We start from the raw sequence: 15,851 nt of genomic DNA on the forward strand, positions 1-15,851 counted from the left end.
GATATTTATGGATACTTAGTAGATCAGACGGAAAGAGCACCAGTTGATTATTTACGATATGTCGATGAATTAGCGGTGTAAATGGATAACGGAACCATGACTAACAGTGTGGTGGGGGCTGTATTGTAGTTATCGTTCCCTTATTCAGAAGATAGGTATTAAAATTTCACATACCTGATGTGAATTAAAATAACAAAATTGAAATAGGAGGATTTACCATGACAAACATTTATCAAAACTTAGGCGAAGAAATCGAATTAATGGAGATTGAATTAAAGGATTTGAAATTAGAGCACAAATACTTGATTAAAAATATGCATATGAATGCTCCTAAGTTTAATGGGGTAACTGATTACAGCAAAGATCGTGTGACAGGTGGACAGATTCCTTTAGCGTTAGATGAGATTGCAGGACGTCATGATCGTATTATGGACAAATCAGAAAGACTAAAAGAACGAATTGCAGATAAGAAGGTATTACTGGGAGAAGCACAGTTTGTTATGAGTAAAAAGAAAGGGCTAGAACAACAAATTATATATTTGCGTGATGTGATGGGATTTAATTTAAAGCAGATTGCTAGTGAGTTAGGTTATAGCTATCAACACATTAGACGAGTAAGTAGTAAAATGAACAAATGCTACAATCATGCTACATCTGTGCAACACTGTTCTTGATTTAAAGGTGGTACACTATTATTAGTGAGAGGTGCACACGACCACCGTCTTGCGTCATGTCGTTTCATGTTTTCTACATTTGAAAAAGGAATGGGTGATGGTTCTATGATTGAATGAATCGCACATTTCAAAAACTGTAGTACAAGAACAAAATCTTCGTCGATTTGAACGGCATTGCACTTTTATCGATTACTCACGAATTTTCGATAAGCAGAGAGCTTTCGCTCTTTGTTTGAGCTAATGCGGCGGAACCATCCCCTCCGTCCCCTTGAAAACGCGTTAGCTCACGCAAGGCGCGGAATAAATTATACGTCTTGATACAAATCATTTTCATGGGTTGAAAATGGTGTCTACGGACTTAAAAAGAGAAGACTCTTGCTCTTCTCTCAGTCACTATACACATATAAGTAATATAATCTGATATGGTGTCGATGGTGATTGGGAGAAGCCCGAGAGTACCTAGAGTACCAGTTGGCTTAAAGAGATACTTATTGCCATTTGTTATCTCTCTTCCCCTCTACAGAGCTGTTACCTTTCGGTGATGGCTTTTTGTTTGTTATAATGCAATTAGGAGGGGTTAATATGAAAAGAGATATGGAATTAGTTAAAAAACTATTATTGTTAATTGAAGAACAAACAGATGATGGAATAGAATTAGATATTCCAGAAGGTATTGATAGAATAAACGCGGCAAATCATCTGAAATTATTAGAGGAAGCTGGATTGGTAAAAAATAATATTCAGTATGGTGATAATTTCCCTGTTTGCATGTTTAGTTCGCTCACTCCGGAAGGTCATGATTTTTTAGATAAGATAAAAAATGAAACAGTGTGGAGTAAACTGATAGAAAAGATTAAAGAAAAAGGCGGAGAAATTTCGTTCGGTTTTATAAAAACGTTCGTTTTTGAATTTGCTAAAAATATATCATAAAGAGTTGAAAGGCATCCATAACGGGTGCTTTTTTCGTTGTTATATAGAAATTACATAATAAGCATCTTTAAAGGTTGTATTAGGTATAGTTAGGATTGAACATCATATAATGATACAGAACGGTTTCCGACATGTTACCCCATCGGTTTTCACGAGAGAGCACTTGCTGGGGGAGTGCTCTCTTTCGTTTGCACATAAGGAAGTTCTCGACATACAATATCAGGTCAACATAAATACACCATTACTCGCATAAAGAGCTCTATCCCTATGTATAGAGTTCTTTTATTTGCACCTTTTGAGATAGACAAGCATATGATGTAGTGTAGGACAACCTCTCTCAGGTCCTATTCAATACTCATTGAAAACTCCTACACGTTTGGGCATCTACTGATGTGGATGCTCTCTTTTTATGCACGATTTGAACAGGACAAGCATATATTACAGTATGTGGTGACACCACTTTATATATCAGAGCACCTAACAATTGTGGGTGCTCTTTTATTTTGTATAAAATGGGCATTTGAATAGGAGGATGATGAATGATGAGTAGTTTTGAATAAAAGATGTTTGGCGAAATTATTAAATCTAAACCACTAGTACTCCAATCACATAGATATAAAATTGATCCAAATAAGATTCAAACGTTAGATGATGTAATACAGATTCTAAGAAGAGTGGACATGCATGTTGATGATAAAGGCGTAAAAGGAATTGAGCATTTGATTGCGGAGAACAATGATTAAACTAATAGCAATTATCCTAGGCGCTGCTGTTATCGGTATGGCGTCTTATTTTATTTTGAAGAGGAGAGATGGAGATAATGAAAGCAAATGATTACAAACAAGTATTTGAAGATTTTTGGAAGAAGCGTGTTACAGATGAACAAGGTAACTTAGATGAAGATAAGGTAAAACGTGAATTAAGTGATTATAAATACCTATTAGATCAAGTGCCAACTGTATATAGTGAACTTGCTGGATTAAGTAAACCATTTTATTCAGCACAAACTATTATCGATAGAGCTCGTGAGAATCAAGAAGAATATGCACGAGATATCTATTTAGAAGACATTAAACAGATGGTTGAAGAGGATGGAACAGTACAGTTAAGTGATATTGAAGGTTATTTCAATAAGTAAGAGGAAGTGATGGGATGTTTTGGTTAGGAGGTCTTACGGGATACTTCATAGGTACACTTGTTACTCTACTGGTGATTTATTTTGGTTATCGGATTGGGGAAATGAATTGATAAATGATGATAAGGGATGAGGGGATGAACTTAAAGAACGTTTCAACGAAAGATTTAAGTGAAGAGTTAGAGAAGCGTGAAGGGATTACAACAATTGATGTAGAGCCTTATGAGAAGATAGAGGTTGGTGGGATTGTTGTTGATGGTCCTGCAATTATCTTGATTAATAAGGATTAGGGGTAAGGATATGACTAGAGAAGAAATGATTCGATTCGTCATTGAGGGTGGAAAAGAGTTTGGAGAAAATTACACCCTTAAAGAATTAGAGAAGATGTCTGATGAGGAATTGAATAAAGAGGTTGAATGGGTAGATTATCTGTTGGGTAAGTAAGGAGAGATTGAGATGGATAAATGTTACGCATGCGGAAAATGGATGTCTGTTATGGAGACTAATGTTGGTAAACATGATGAAGATTTATGTAATAAGTGTTTCAAGGAACAAAAAGAAGGTAAATGATTACCGAGTGATTGGATAAGTAATCCTAACGAAACAAACGAACACAACGAACGAAAATAGAGATAGTTAACAAAGTGAAGTTTATGCAGGAAATAACGGTGTTTGGGTGCTGAAAATGGCGATTTTAAGCCAATGTATAAAATTATGAATACCTCGTATACATCGACATTTAAGAAAACACTGATACTGCGGTATTTCCCGTTTACCTTATTAACATAATGCATGTTATCGGTAGTTTTTCTGTGTATATTATTCATTTCCCTGTATAAATTAGTTTTCGTTACGGATTTTTTAAAATAAGATTCTTTTGAGGTGATTGAGAGATGTTTATTGTTCATTATTGGAGATATCACAAAAAATACGAGGAAGAATTCGAAACATACGAAGAAGCAAAGAACTTCTTTGAAGCTGATACAGATGAATACTTTGCTGAAAAGATTACTGATGAAAACGGTAATGTAGTCGATGACAATATGGAGCATGTTATTAAGTAGCGAATTCGCTGCTTTTTATTTTGTGGTATTGTGGAGTAAAGGAGTGATACCGTGAATATAACAAAAGACATTGATAAGATCATTGTTGATGGTGAAGAGCTTTCTTTTATACAAGTAAAAACATCATATTGGGATAACGGTCCTGTAGCTGGTTTCACTGTAAGGAGCAACGAGAAAATCAAAAAGTATTATGATGCTCTTTGGTTGCAGTATGACGTATCAATTGAAGTTTACTATAATGATGGTGCGGTTAAGTTCAAGTTGGCTAAGATTATAGCTGTTAAAGATGGTACCAATGGACAATACGAATATCATTTCTTTGAGGGATGAGAAACAACTAAAGTAGCATAACAGCTGCTTTTTTATTTTATAAAGCATTTAGCATGAGGAGGAGTTAGACAAATGAAACTAACTGAACAAGAACAAACCGTTATTATCGGTCAGTTAATAAATAACGTTATCGGTATGGATTTAGCAAAACAACACATTGATCAGCAGAAACTAGAAAAGGCAGTAGCTATGCATAATGAAATAAGTGATGATATGACACCGAAGCAAACGCGAGAGGCTTTTATTAGTGTGTTAGATAAAACAATTGATGATTTTTTAAAAGCTTAAACATAAAAAACTAATAGAGTCTATCGCGAGGTGGTGGTCGTGGCTAAAGCAAGAAGCCCGAACAGAGATAAAGCGTTTGAAGTGTTTAAAGAACACAATGGAGAAATCACAAATCGAAAGATTGCTGAGATTCTTCAGGAACAAGAAAAAACAATTTCCTCATGGAAATCTAGAGATAAATGGGTAGTTAAATTGAATGGTTCTGATTGTAGTACTGCAAATGAAAATGAATGTAGTACTGCACAAAAGAAACGTAGTACTTCACAAAAGTTATCTACTGCGTTGAAGGGAAATCAAAATGCGGTAGGTAATCCTGGTAACAAGAATCCTAAGTATGGTAATAAAAATGCTGTTGGTCATGGTGCTCCTGCTAATAATAAGAACGCTGTGACGCATGGTTTATACGCTACTGTTGTTTATGAACACTTGTCTGATGAAGATAGAGTGCTATTTGACTTGTCTCAGGATATTGAAGGGCAAGAGCAAGAATTACAGGTTGCTCGCTTTAAGTTAGCTAAGTTAATGCAAGATCAGAAGGAGCATCGCTTAAAAGGAATGGCAGTATCGGGCGATGGTGCTTATTCATATACGCTAAGGGATGACTTTTACACGGATGCTATTAACAAAGCACTTGATATGATTTCTAAAATTGAAACTCGTATTGATAAATCGAAATTAGAGCGAGAAAAGCTGCAAGCACAGTTAAGTAAGATGAGGGCAGAAACAGAATTTATTGAAGAAAGAATTAAACTGCTCAAAGGTCAAAAGAAAGATACTTCATTACTCGATGCATTAATAGAAGGGCGTAAACAATATGAGCAAAACAGCAATTAAGTTTTCCCCTAAACAGTTAGAGGTTATCTATCGGCCATATAATTACACATTTGATGTACTCGAGGGTACGCCCAGATCGGGGAAGACAACAGCAGGGCACTTTCGCTATGCTGATTATTTGACGTGGGCAAGGGATACAAATCATTTGATCGTAGCATATAACCAAGAGCAAGCACACCGACTGTTCATTGATGGTGATGGTACTGGATTACAAAATATATTTGGGAATTTAGCAGACATCAAACATGATGAGCGCGGTTCGCATTTAGAAATACACACTCCGAATGGAATCAAACGTGTCTATTATAAGGGTGCTGGTAAGAGTAATAGTGTCGGCGCCATAACGGGTATGTCACTTGGTAGTGTAGTATTCTGTGAGATTAATCTGCTTAATATGGGCATGATTCAAGAATGCTTCCGTCGTACTTTCGCAGCGCAGGACCGTTACCATTTAGCAGATTTAAACCCTCCTGCTCCTAACCATCCGGTTATTTCAGAAGTGTTTGATGTGCAAAATACACGTTGGACTCATTGGACTCCTGATGATAATCCGATTCTTACTGAGAAAAGGAAGCAGGAAATACACGATATTCTTTCAAAGAATCCTTATTTACTGGAACGAGATTGGTTTGGTAGAAGGGTAATGCCGCAGGGCGTTATCTATTCAATGTTTGATATGAAGAAGAACATAATCCCTGCTGTTATTGGGCAAAGATATGAGATGTACTTTATGACAGACGGTGGTCAGAATGATGCCACTTCATGCAGCTGCAATATAGTCATTAGGTATGAGGATAAGTTTAGACTACTACGCGTTGCTAACTACTATCACAGCGGTAAAGACACCGGGCAAGTTAAAGCGATGTCCACTTATGCAAAAGAGATTAAGAAGTTCATTGAATGGTGCGTTAAGAAGTTTGAAATGCACTATACAGATGTATACGTGGATCCTGCATGTAAGTCTTTGAGAGAAGAATTACACTTGATTGGTATTCAAACGAGAACAGCTGATAATAACGCCCATGATGTAAAGGGAGCAAGTAAAGGGAAAGAAGTTGGGATTGAAAGACTTCAAAATTCCATTACCAATGAACAATTCTTGCTTGTTGAGTGTGATGAATACGATCACTATAATTTCTTAAAAGAAATCGGTATGTATGTCCGTTTAGATAACGGAGAGCCAATAGATGCTTATAACCACGCCTTAGATGAGGCACGTTATAGTAACAATTACTTCTATAAACGATACGTAAAATAAGGCGGTGAAAACATGTTTAAAACTATCGTCGATACGGTAAGGAGGTGGATGTATAAGTTGAACTTAATACGCGGTGTTAAGAAGATATCTGATAAAAAAGACATACCTGTTAACGAGGAATCCTACAAACATATTGATATGTGGAAAGCTTTGTACAGTGGCCATTATGATGAATGGCACAATGTTAAGTATCACACGCTCGATGGACAGAAGAATAGGATAATGGCATCGCTTAACATGGCAAAAGTTATATCACAGGAAATGGCTGCTCTTATTTTTAATGAAAAATGTTCAATTAACATATCAGATAAAACATTATCTGATGATATCAAAAATGTTCTTGATGAAAATAACTTCATTAAAGAGTTTCAAAGGTATCTAGAGTACAACTTCGCTTTAGGTGGCATGGTCATTAAAGTGTATTGGGACAATGGAATTAAGCTTTCTTACGTTACAGCAGACTGCTTCATTCCTGTAGCTTGGGATAACAAACATATTACTGAAGGTGTATTTGTAAATGAAATATCAAAAGGCGATAAGAAATACACACTGCTTGAATGGCATCTAATTGAAGGTAGCGAATACGTTATCAGAAATGAGCTGTACGAGAGTAAAAATCAAGGTGACTTAGGTGTAAAGGTTCCGTTATCTACTCTATATCCTGATCTGGAAGAAGAAGTACGTATTGAGAACTTATCTAAACCGATGTTTGTGTATTTCAAACCGAATACAGCTAACAACTTTGATATGAGTTCACCGCTCGGTATTTCTATATACGCTAACGCATTAGGAACTCTTAAATCGCTCGATATTGCGTTTGATAGCTTCCAACGTGAGTTTGTTTTAGGGAAGAAACGAATTATCGTTCCTGATATGGCGATTAAGACAGTTGCAGATCCACTAACTGGATCAATGTTACGATATTTTGATGCAAATGATGAAGTGTATCAAGCGTTCCAGCTAGGCGATAACGTGGATAAAATACAAGACATTTCAGTTGAGTTGCGTGTGGAAGAACACGCAGCTGCTATTAATGCTTTATTGAACTATCTGTCATCCCAAGTTGGGCTTTCAGCTGGTACTTTTAGCTTTGATGGGCAAGGAGTTAAGACTGCAACAGAGGTTGTAAGCGAAAACTCCAAGACGTTTAGGACGAAGCAGTCGCATGAAACCATTATTGAAGATGGTATTCGTGATTTAGTAGATATCATTATCGACATTGCTGCTCTGTATGATGAGTTTGAGAGTACTGATACCTATGAAGTTACTGTTACCTTTGATGACTCTATAGCAGAGGATCAAACAGCAGAGATTAATAAGCAAATTACGCTTGTTATGAATGGTTTAACAACTAAAAAGCTAGCCATTATGAAGATACACGGTGTTTCTGAAGAGGAAGCGAAGAAAATCGTAGAAGAAATAACGGAAGAGAATAGAATGGCCCTTCCTGAAAACGTTGATTTCTTTGGATTGGAAGGGAAGCAACAGAAACAAAATAATGATCCAGGAGCTGAATAATCATGGCACTGCCTCCTGAGAAATTACAACAACTCTCTATGTTTGTAGTGGATATCTACAATGCGATCGAAGAAGAGTTGCTTTTAAATATGGCCAGAGTTCTCAAGTATGACATGGAACTGCTATTAACTGCTGAGGATTTCACAGAATATCAGCATTGGCGCGTAGTTCAGTTGAATAAGCTCGGTAAGTTAAATCAGCAGCAGATGAATACTATTGCGCGTTATAGCGGTAAAACGGCTGAGGAAGTACGAAAGATGTTAGAAGCTGCGGGATTTACAGCAGTGGAACAACATGAAGCGATGTATTTAGAAGCGGTGCAAGCAGGGAGTTTAGTTGCCGCGCCAGCGATGTATACAAGTGCTGCGCTAATAGGAATCCTTAATGCTTATGAGCGGCAAGCTTTAGAAACATTCAATCTTGTGAATACCACTATACTCAAACAGTCTCAACAGGTTTATTTAGACATTTTAAATAAAACAGTAGGTAAGGTTCTTGGTGGTGTCATAACGGCACAACAGGCACTAAGACAAGCTGTTTCCGATTGGACTCAACGTGGAATCCCTGCTTTGATTGACAAGGCAGGAAAACGGTGGAGTACAGAAGGGTACGTTAACATGATAAGTCGTTCTGTTAGCCAAAATGTAGCGAATGAGATGCAAATGACCCGTATGGATGAGTATGATGTAGATCTCATAGAAGTTAGTTCACACATTGGCGCAAGACCTCGCTGTGCTCCATTTCAAGGCCGTATCTTTTCTAAAGATGGTAAAAGTAAACGATACCATCCATTCTCCAGTACATCATATGGTGAACCGGCAGGGCTATTAGGGGTCAATTGCCGGCATATTATCTACCCTTTCATCCAAGGCAAATCAACAAAGCGTTATGAACCGTATGACGATGCAGAGAATTCTAGAGTATATAAGGAAAGTCAACAGCAAAGACATCTAGAACGGCAGATTAGAAAGGCTAAGAAGGAAGTAAAGGTTATGGAAGCGTTAGGCGATGCAGAAGGCGTGAAGGAAGCGAAGAATAAGGTTTCGCAACGACAATCTGACATGAGGGAATTCATCAATCAGACTAAGCGCAAGCGTCAATATAACCGAGAACAAATTGTATAGGAGGAATTAATGTGAATTTTGGTCAAGCGATTGAAGCAGTTAAAAAAGGTAATAAAATCTCACGTAAAGGTTGGAATGGTAAAGGTATGTTCATTTATTATGTGCCTGCTGCATCATATCCGCCAGCTACAGATATCATGAAAGAATCGTTCGGTGGGGAAAACGTACCATATCGTGCATACCTTGCATTGAAAACTGCCCAAAATGATGTTGCTACATGGTCACCTAGTACTTCTGATGCTTTAGCGGAAGATTGGGAGGTTGTTGAATAATGAAAAACACAGTGACACAAGAAGATATTAATAGCATTTTAGAAAGAACACATTGGACAGTAGAAGAGTTTCATGGCAAATGTACTGTAGTTGTCGCGAAACTTCCGAATGGATTTATCTTAACTGAATCAAGTGCATGCGTAGATCCTGCTAATTATAATGTGAAAATTGGTATCGAATGTTGTAAGGGACGAATTGTGAATAAGATTTGGGAGCTAGAAGGATATCGTTTGCAATGCGAACTTACAGAGAAAGGGGCTCTTTAATATGTTAAAACCATTTAGATTACGAGTAAAAGGAATGCAATTCTTCTCTGAAGGAGGAGACAATCCACCAGCTGCACCGGAAGGAGGTGAACCAAATGTAGCGACACCAGAAACTACACCACCAGCGAATCAAGAACCACCTGCACAACAGCCTACTACTTTTACACAAGAGCAGATGGACGAAGCGAAACAGAAGCAAGAAGCAGCATTCTTGAAGAAACTTGGTGTAGAGAATTTAGATCAGTTGAAACAAACGGTGAATGGTTGGAAGGAATACCAGGAATCGCAGAAAACAGAGCAAGAAAAAAATAATGAGAAATTAACAAGTTTAGAGACTCAACTTAAAGAAAAGGATGAGTCTCTTTTTAATTCTCAAGCGCAGATAGCTGCACTAAAGGCGGACATTAAAGAAGAAAAGAGCTTAAATGCAGTTATTACTCTAGCAAAAACAAAAGTTAGTGAAGATGTAGATATTACCAAGGCTATCGAAATGGTAGTAGAAGAGTTTCCGCATTTTAAAAGTGTAGCGGAAGAACCACAAGGAAATCCAAAACCAACGTTTTCGAATGGTCAACATCAAACGAAAACACCTTCACTAGCTGAGCAATGGGCAGAAGCATTTAAGTCTTAATTAAAACAAAAATAGGAGTGAATCATATATGACGAAAAATTATGCAACGGATTATCAACAAGCACTACAACAAAAATTTTCAAAGGGGTTAAGCTTCTTTGAACTGTACAATACACCGAATAACCAGAACATCAAATGGGTAGATGCGAAAACAATTCAAATCCCACGTATTACAGTAGGTGGATTTGTTGATGTTGACCGTGATGTTGTTGGTAACTACACTCGTCGTGCAGATAATGATTGGGAACCAAAAACAATTGCTCATGATCGTGAGTTTAAGACTTTAGTAGATCCACAGGATATCAACGAAACAAATATGGCATTATCGATTGCAAATATTACGCGAGTATTTAACGATGAACAAAAAATTCCTGAGATGGATAAATATATGGCTTCAAAGCTGTATTCTGAGTTCACTACAAATGGTAAAACTGCAAATACAACTGCGCCAACTGTAGAAAATGTATTAAGCCTTTACGATGATTTCATGATGGAAATGGATGACGCTGAGGTGCCACAAGAAGGCCGTATCCTTTATGTGACTCCACAAGTGAATAAATTACTTAAACAAGCGAAAGAGATTCAACGTAGTTTAGATGTAGGTACGAATAAAGGAAGTGTGAATCGTAGCATCTATTCTCTTGAAGATGTGTCAATTAAAGTTGTATCTTCTTCTCGTATGAAGACAGCTTATAACTTCACAAATGGCGCAGTTCCAGATGCAGCAGCAAAACAAATCAATATGATTCTAGTACATCCTGCTGCTGTTATTTCTCCACAGAAATATGAGTTTGTAGACTTAGATGAACCAACAGCAGCTACAGGAGGGAAATACCTGTACTATGAGCGTAAATACTGGGATGTATTCGCTATTCAGAAGAAAGTAGACGGCATTAAATTTAATATTGAAGGAGCTTAAGAGAGGCCTTGATGGTTCTCTCTTTTCTTATGAAAGGAGAATGTAAATGAGCAACGTTGTAAAAGTAAAAAGATTAAATAAAACATTAAATATCGATGAGGGACGCTTAGATAGTTACCTATTAGATGGATATGATCAGATTAACGAAGATGGCACAATCATCACTCGAGCTACAGGCGGACGAAATGTTTCGTTGGCTGAATTTAATAATATTTTAGCTGAAAAGGATGAATTAGTAGCAGAAAACGAAAAGTTAAAATCCGAAAATAGCAAACTAAAAGCTGAAAACTCTAAGCTGAAGAAGAGTGAACCAGCAGAGAAGTAGGTGATCACATGCCGTATATCGATGTAGATTACTACAATAACGAATACAGAGGTACTCCAGTATCTGATGTAGCGTTATTAGATCGGTTGATTTCTCGTGCTAGTGACCAAATTGACCATGTTATAAATTACAAGTTGGAAGGCGTTGACTTTGATAAGTTGGCGCCTTTTATTAAGAAGCAGGTAAAGAAAGCTACTGCTGCACAAGTTGAGTTTTTAGCGATTAATGGAGAGACTTCCGCAACTGTAAGTGAAGGTGGCGGTGGTTTTTCTGTGGGCGCTTATTCTGAAAACGGTATGAGTGTAGGGACGAATGGTGCTCCTAATTTCTATGCTCAGTATGCAATCTCAGTACCTAAATTTCTTAAACCCACTGGGTTGTTATATGCAGGTGTGTGTGTACATGGCTAAACCAATTAGACGTTCATTATTAATCCATACAGTCGAGTATTTAGAATATAAGGGTGAGGATGATACTTGGGGTGGTAGTGATAACTACGAACCTGCTGTAACGATTGAAAGGGTTCGAATTGAACCTAAAAAGACATTTGTATCTAATGGTAATGGCGATAGTACTGTTATGCAAACACTGTTATTTCATGATGCAGTACATTCAACATCTGTTACTTTCAAAGAAAAGTCAAAAGTCATATTCAACGGAAAAGAAATGACCGTTAGCAAAGTCAGTGACTTTTATGATAGAAGCACTCTTCATCATGTGGAGGTGGTGCTCGTATGATTCGATTAAACATTAGAATTGATACACCTGCAATTGAGGGTAAAGTCATTGAAGCTACTGAAAAAGCACAATTTGCATTAGATCAACAGGTGTTAAAAGACAGTAACTTTTATATACCAAAAGATACAGGTGAATTAGAACGTTCGTCTATTCGTTTTAGTAGGCCTGGAGAAGGTCATATTGAATGGAATACTCCATATGCAAGAAGAGTGTATTACAATCCGCAATACAACTTCTCTAAAGACGTGAATCCTAACGCGAGAGGCTTATGGTTTGAAGAAGCAAAAGCTAGACATGTAATGGATTGGGCAAGAATCGTAGAAAACGAGATTAAACGGAACTTATAGGAGGACAAACATGATATGGCTAATTGAATCGGTCAAGAAGCATTTAACCACTACTTTGCAGCCGAATATCCTATTTGCTCCTATAAAAGCCGATTTATTGGATATAGGAGTAAATGATACACCGCGAAAAAGTATTGCTATTAGAATGATTCCGTCAGCACTAGGAGAGCAATATTACGAAGGTGAAATCATCAACAAACAAATTCAAATTCTCGCAAAAAGTAGTAATCAACTGGAAGTAAACAACACAATGGAGTTTATTACAAGAGAACTAAATAACGTTCACAGGCGTGTTTTTAACGCTATTGATGGCTCCTATACACTAAGGCGATTAAATGTGTATGTGGAGCCTAATTTCGTTGAGAAGACAGCAGTAAACGAGTTTATATATACCGCGCTTTTTAGCGCTGAACTATACGAAGGCGAATAAACGATAAGGAGAATGCATAATGGCATATCTATTGAACCATCTTTATAAATTTGAGATCAATACAGGAACGAAGGCTACTCCTAAGTGGGCGGTTATCGCTAAAGGGATTACTTCCGTAGATCCAGACAATAACGAGGAAGTAGAAGAAGATTACTATTACGACGGTGGCGGAGCCTCTGAGCGTTCAGTAGTAGGTTTTATGATGAGCTATGGCTTCGAAGGTCATCGTTCTTATGGTGATGAAGCTCAAGATTTCATCCTTAAGAAAATTAACCAAATTGGTGATGCTCGTAAGACTGATTTCCGTGTGACTGAGCCTGGTGGGGATAAGTGGGAAGGTCCTGCGACTATCTCAGAAATCAAAGCTCCTGGTGGAGATGCAAACTCTAAAGGGGAAATTGAGTTCAACATTGCTTTTGACGGAGCTCCAGAGTTAACAGAGAAAGCTTCCGCTTAATCCTCTGCATTTCACTTCCGTTCATGCTATCAATTACATTGAGAGGGAGCTTTTATAGGTTCCCTCATCAATGATAGCTCATTTATATCTTTATTTTTGTCAACAAAAAATAGTACGAAATATGCTTTTAACTTATTCGAATAAATTAAAAACTGTCTCGACGGGGACAAATATAAAACCAAAGGGAGATAACCATAATGACAACTTTACAATTTACTTTCGAGAAAACTTACAAAGAGATTGATGTAGCAGGAACACTATACAAGGTGAACTTCGATGATGAGTCAATGTTAAAGTATCAAGAGGGCTTTGTATCTTATGAGAAGAAAGCTAAGGAGCTACAAAATGAAGCAATTGATTTCCGTGAAGCTTCTCCAGATGTTCTACGTGCTATGAACTTACAGCAACGTGAGCTTATGAGTGAAGCTATCGAACTATTCTTAGGAGAAGATACATTCGAGGAGCTGTATGAGAAAGCAGGACGCTCTCTTATGAATTTAGTTAGCTTAATCGACTACTTAACTAAGATTGTAGAGGAAGAACTACGAGCTAAATCAGGAAATAACCTGGATGCATACTTAACTCAAACTAAGAAGTAAGGTAATTACTTATGAGACCTAATTTCTCACTCACAGAGCGTAATGTAGATGTAATGACTTGGGGAGGCGTAGCTATTGAGCTGAACCTCTCTTTTGATAACATCCTCGTTATGCTGCAACTATTTGATGATAAAAAGGTATCTGATAAGAGTAAACCGCTAATAGCCCTCAATATGCTTGTAGTAGAACGTAGCTTACTAACTCAACTTAACGGAAGTCAGCAGAATAAACTTCTCGCTGATATCTTCAAAGCTAAGCTTAATATTGACTTAGAGAATACAGAGAGAGTCAATGAGATGACCAATAAAGATAACTCCACAGATGTAGCTGAAGAGGACGAGACATTTCAAGAGGTTCCTATAGTTGATTTTACTATAGACGCTGAACGGATTTTCTCGTCCTTTTTGTTTGACTACAAAATTAATCTAATCGAGCAGCAAGGAAAGCTACTCTGGAACGAGTTCTTAGCTCTATTCAATAACTTGTCAGAAGAGACACCTATGAAGACTGCTATTAAGTACCGCACTTGTGAAGTTCCTAAGAAGACTAAAGACAATGCGGATCAGGTGAAGGATATTAAGAAGAAAAAAGCCTTTTATGAGCTGCCTCAAGCGAAGGCTATGAGGGAGGCTAGAGAGTTGAAAGCTTACGAGGACCGCATGAGACGTTACAAGGAAGCACGCAAGCAACTAGCTCAAGAGAACAAGGCTATTAAACTTACAGAGAATTAAGACCTCGTAGCAGTGCTCCTGGAGACTCTTTAAATTAGACAACTAAGGAGCGTGAATATACATGGCTGACGGAAGTGTAAAGATAGATGCCCGAATAGACAATTCTAATATACGTAGCGATGTTGAGAGAATCAATAGAGAGCTAGGTAGAATGGGTTCGAATATGAGCTCTGTAGGTCGAACTATTCGACAAGCTTTTAATTCTGAGATTAATAATCTAGGGAGTAATGTAGGTTCGAATGTAAACAATGTAAACGAATTGCTCAGCTCTATAGGAATCAATATGGTATCTATAGGGCAGCAGGCACGTTCAAACTTTGATAGTGGCTTTAACCCTCTTGACGGAGATGTAAGAGGAGAAGTTTCAGAGGTTAACGGGGAGCTTATACGAATTGGAGCCAATATACAACAAATAGCCGCTCAGATCAGAAATGAATATCAATCCGAGATAGATAGGCTTAGCAATATTACCTCAAATGAAGTCACTCAAATAAATAACGAAATTAGCCGTATAGGAAACGGAATGAACAGTACTACTAGTGAAATGACACGTACGTTCGGCTCTGAGTTTACTCGTATGAATAGTGACATAACAAGAGGATACACTCAAGTTTCTGCTGCTCACCAGGGAATGATGAACGAAATGAAAGCTTATCAGACTCAAATGAAAGCAGGTATGTCTGGAGCTAGGGAGGCTCAAATAGAGGCTCAATACGGATATTTTGAATTAATGCAGTCTGCAGGCTCTTATACAGGTTCTGTAGATGACATGATAGCTAGAATCAATGAGTTAGGAGCAGCTCAGAAGGCGGCAAACGATCAAGCTATTAACTCTAATAGAATGGCTCTAGTGAGTATCTACCAAACTATAGGGACTCTTAATAACGCAAGCTCCACAGCTTCCCGTTTTCAGAATAACCTCACTACAATGAATAACCCTCTATATAACACTAGTAGGCTAGCACTGACAGCCGTAGACTC

Annotated in this window: 25 protein-coding genes and 2 pseudogenes; all 27 read left to right on the plus strand. The window is 37.6% G+C overall.

Annotated features, from left to right (window positions below):
• A pseudogene (locus JDS96_RS32520) lies at positions 1-81 on the plus strand (Holliday junction resolvase RecU); the annotation flags it as partial.
• A 137-nt stretch (positions 82-218) separates the two neighbouring features.
• A complete protein-coding gene (locus tag JDS96_RS26960; protein WP_199668614.1) occupies positions 219-674 on the plus strand; it encodes an RNA polymerase sigma factor sigma-70 region 4 domain-containing protein in 456 nt (151 codons plus the stop codon).
• A gap of 582 nt (positions 675-1,256) precedes the next feature.
• Positions 1,257-1,604: a DUF2513 domain-containing protein gene (locus JDS96_RS26965; protein ID WP_199668615.1), complete on the plus strand. Its 348-nt coding sequence runs from the start codon at positions 1,257-1,259 to the stop codon at positions 1,602-1,604.
• A 563-nt stretch (positions 1,605-2,167) separates the two neighbouring features.
• Positions 2,168-2,347 (plus strand): hypothetical protein, encoded by a 180-nt coding sequence (locus JDS96_RS26970; RefSeq protein WP_199668616.1) that lies wholly within the window; start codon positions 2,168-2,170, stop codon positions 2,345-2,347.
• Between the two features lie 77 nt (positions 2,348-2,424).
• The gene (locus tag JDS96_RS26975) at positions 2,425-2,742 is read left to right on the plus strand and encodes a hypothetical protein (RefSeq protein ID WP_199668617.1); all 318 of its coding nucleotides are present in this window, start codon (positions 2,425-2,427) and stop codon (positions 2,740-2,742) included.
• Positions 2,743-2,876: 134 nt separating this feature from the next.
• Complete coding sequence (locus tag JDS96_RS26980) at positions 2,877-3,029, plus strand: BC1881 family protein (RefSeq protein ID WP_199668618.1); 153 nt, start codon at positions 2,877-2,879, stop codon at positions 3,027-3,029.
• Between the two features lie 10 nt (positions 3,030-3,039).
• Positions 3,040-3,183 carry a hypothetical protein gene (locus tag JDS96_RS26985; RefSeq protein WP_199668619.1) on the plus strand — a complete coding sequence of 48 codons (144 nt, stop codon included), beginning with the start codon at positions 3,040-3,042 and terminating at the stop codon, positions 3,181-3,183.
• 449 nt (positions 3,184-3,632) lie between these two features.
• Entirely contained in the window at positions 3,633-3,803 is a 171-nt protein-coding gene (locus tag JDS96_RS26990; protein WP_199668620.1) for a hypothetical protein, read from the plus strand.
• A gap of 51 nt (positions 3,804-3,854) precedes the next feature.
• Positions 3,855-4,133 carry a hypothetical protein gene (locus JDS96_RS26995; RefSeq protein ID WP_199668621.1) on the plus strand — a complete coding sequence of 93 codons (279 nt, stop codon included), beginning with the start codon at positions 3,855-3,857 and terminating at the stop codon, positions 4,131-4,133.
• A 72-nt stretch (positions 4,134-4,205) separates the two neighbouring features.
• Positions 4,206-4,421: a hypothetical protein gene (locus JDS96_RS27000; protein ID WP_199668622.1), complete on the plus strand. Its 216-nt coding sequence runs from the start codon at positions 4,206-4,208 to the stop codon at positions 4,419-4,421.
• A gap of 39 nt (positions 4,422-4,460) precedes the next feature.
• Complete coding sequence (gene terS / locus JDS96_RS27005) at positions 4,461-5,255, plus strand: phage terminase small subunit (RefSeq protein WP_199668623.1); 795 nt, start codon at positions 4,461-4,463, stop codon at positions 5,253-5,255.
• Positions 5,236-6,513, plus strand: a complete 1,278-nt coding sequence (locus JDS96_RS27010) for a PBSX family phage terminase large subunit (protein WP_199668624.1) — start codon at positions 5,236-5,238, stop codon at positions 6,511-6,513. The genes terS and JDS96_RS27010 overlap by 20 nt, the downstream gene beginning before the upstream one ends.
• Before the next feature lie 12 nt (positions 6,514-6,525).
• Positions 6,526-8,031: a phage portal protein gene (locus JDS96_RS27015; protein ID WP_199668625.1), complete on the plus strand. Its 1,506-nt coding sequence runs from the start codon at positions 6,526-6,528 to the stop codon at positions 8,029-8,031.
• A gap of 2 nt (positions 8,032-8,033) precedes the next feature.
• Positions 8,034-9,155 carry a phage minor capsid protein gene (locus JDS96_RS27020; protein ID WP_199668626.1) on the plus strand — a complete coding sequence of 374 codons (1,122 nt, stop codon included), beginning with the start codon at positions 8,034-8,036 and terminating at the stop codon, positions 9,153-9,155.
• An 11-nt stretch (positions 9,156-9,166) separates the two neighbouring features.
• The gene (locus JDS96_RS27025; protein ID WP_199668627.1) at positions 9,167-9,427 is read left to right on the plus strand and encodes a DUF2829 domain-containing protein; all 261 of its coding nucleotides are present in this window, start codon (positions 9,167-9,169) and stop codon (positions 9,425-9,427) included.
• Entirely contained in the window at positions 9,427-9,693 is a 267-nt protein-coding gene (locus tag JDS96_RS27030; RefSeq protein WP_199668628.1) for a Gp49 family protein, read from the plus strand. The genes JDS96_RS27025 and JDS96_RS27030 overlap by 1 nt, the downstream gene beginning before the upstream one ends.
• A gap of 1 nt (position 9,694) precedes the next feature.
• A complete protein-coding gene (locus JDS96_RS27035) occupies positions 9,695-10,324 on the plus strand; it encodes a hypothetical protein (protein ID WP_199668629.1) in 630 nt (209 codons plus the stop codon).
• 28 nt (positions 10,325-10,352) lie between these two features.
• Positions 10,353-11,243: a capsid protein gene (locus tag JDS96_RS27040; RefSeq protein ID WP_199668630.1), complete on the plus strand. Its 891-nt coding sequence runs from the start codon at positions 10,353-10,355 to the stop codon at positions 11,241-11,243.
• Positions 11,244-11,289: 46 nt separating this feature from the next.
• Positions 11,290-11,568, plus strand: coding sequence for a hypothetical protein (locus tag JDS96_RS27045; RefSeq protein WP_199668631.1), 279 nt, complete (start codon positions 11,290-11,292; stop codon positions 11,566-11,568).
• An 8-nt stretch (positions 11,569-11,576) separates the two neighbouring features.
• On the plus strand, positions 11,577-11,978 hold the full coding sequence (locus tag JDS96_RS27050; RefSeq protein ID WP_199668632.1) for a head-tail connector protein: 402 nt from the start codon (positions 11,577-11,579) through the stop codon (positions 11,976-11,978).
• Positions 11,971-12,306, plus strand: a complete 336-nt coding sequence (locus JDS96_RS27055) for a putative minor capsid protein (protein WP_199668633.1) — start codon at positions 11,971-11,973, stop codon at positions 12,304-12,306. The genes JDS96_RS27050 and JDS96_RS27055 overlap by 8 nt, the downstream gene beginning before the upstream one ends.
• Positions 12,303-12,653: a minor capsid protein gene (locus JDS96_RS27060; RefSeq protein WP_199668634.1), complete on the plus strand. Its 351-nt coding sequence runs from the start codon at positions 12,303-12,305 to the stop codon at positions 12,651-12,653. The genes JDS96_RS27055 and JDS96_RS27060 overlap by 4 nt, the downstream gene beginning before the upstream one ends.
• A gap of 10 nt (positions 12,654-12,663) precedes the next feature.
• Positions 12,664-13,083 carry a phage tail terminator protein gene (locus JDS96_RS27065; RefSeq protein ID WP_199668635.1) on the plus strand — a complete coding sequence of 140 codons (420 nt, stop codon included), beginning with the start codon at positions 12,664-12,666 and terminating at the stop codon, positions 13,081-13,083.
• Positions 13,084-13,102: 19 nt separating this feature from the next.
• A complete protein-coding gene (locus JDS96_RS27070) occupies positions 13,103-13,540 on the plus strand; it encodes a phage tail tube protein (RefSeq protein WP_199668636.1) in 438 nt (145 codons plus the stop codon).
• 197 nt (positions 13,541-13,737) lie between these two features.
• On the plus strand, positions 13,738-14,139 hold the full coding sequence (locus JDS96_RS27075) for a hypothetical protein (RefSeq protein WP_199668637.1): 402 nt from the start codon (positions 13,738-13,740) through the stop codon (positions 14,137-14,139).
• A gap of 11 nt (positions 14,140-14,150) precedes the next feature.
• On the plus strand, positions 14,151-14,870 hold the full coding sequence (locus JDS96_RS27080; protein ID WP_199668638.1) for a Gp15 family bacteriophage protein: 720 nt from the start codon (positions 14,151-14,153) through the stop codon (positions 14,868-14,870).
• A gap of 61 nt (positions 14,871-14,931) precedes the next feature.
• Positions 14,932-15,851, plus strand: a pseudogene (locus tag JDS96_RS27085) (carbamoyl-phosphate synthase); the annotation flags it as partial.

The sequence above is a fragment of the Bacillus cereus group sp. N21 genome (genome assembly GCF_016483395.1).
In the GTDB taxonomy this organism is placed as follows: Bacteria; Bacillota; Bacilli; order Bacillales; family Bacillaceae_G; genus Bacillus_A; species Bacillus_A pseudomycoides.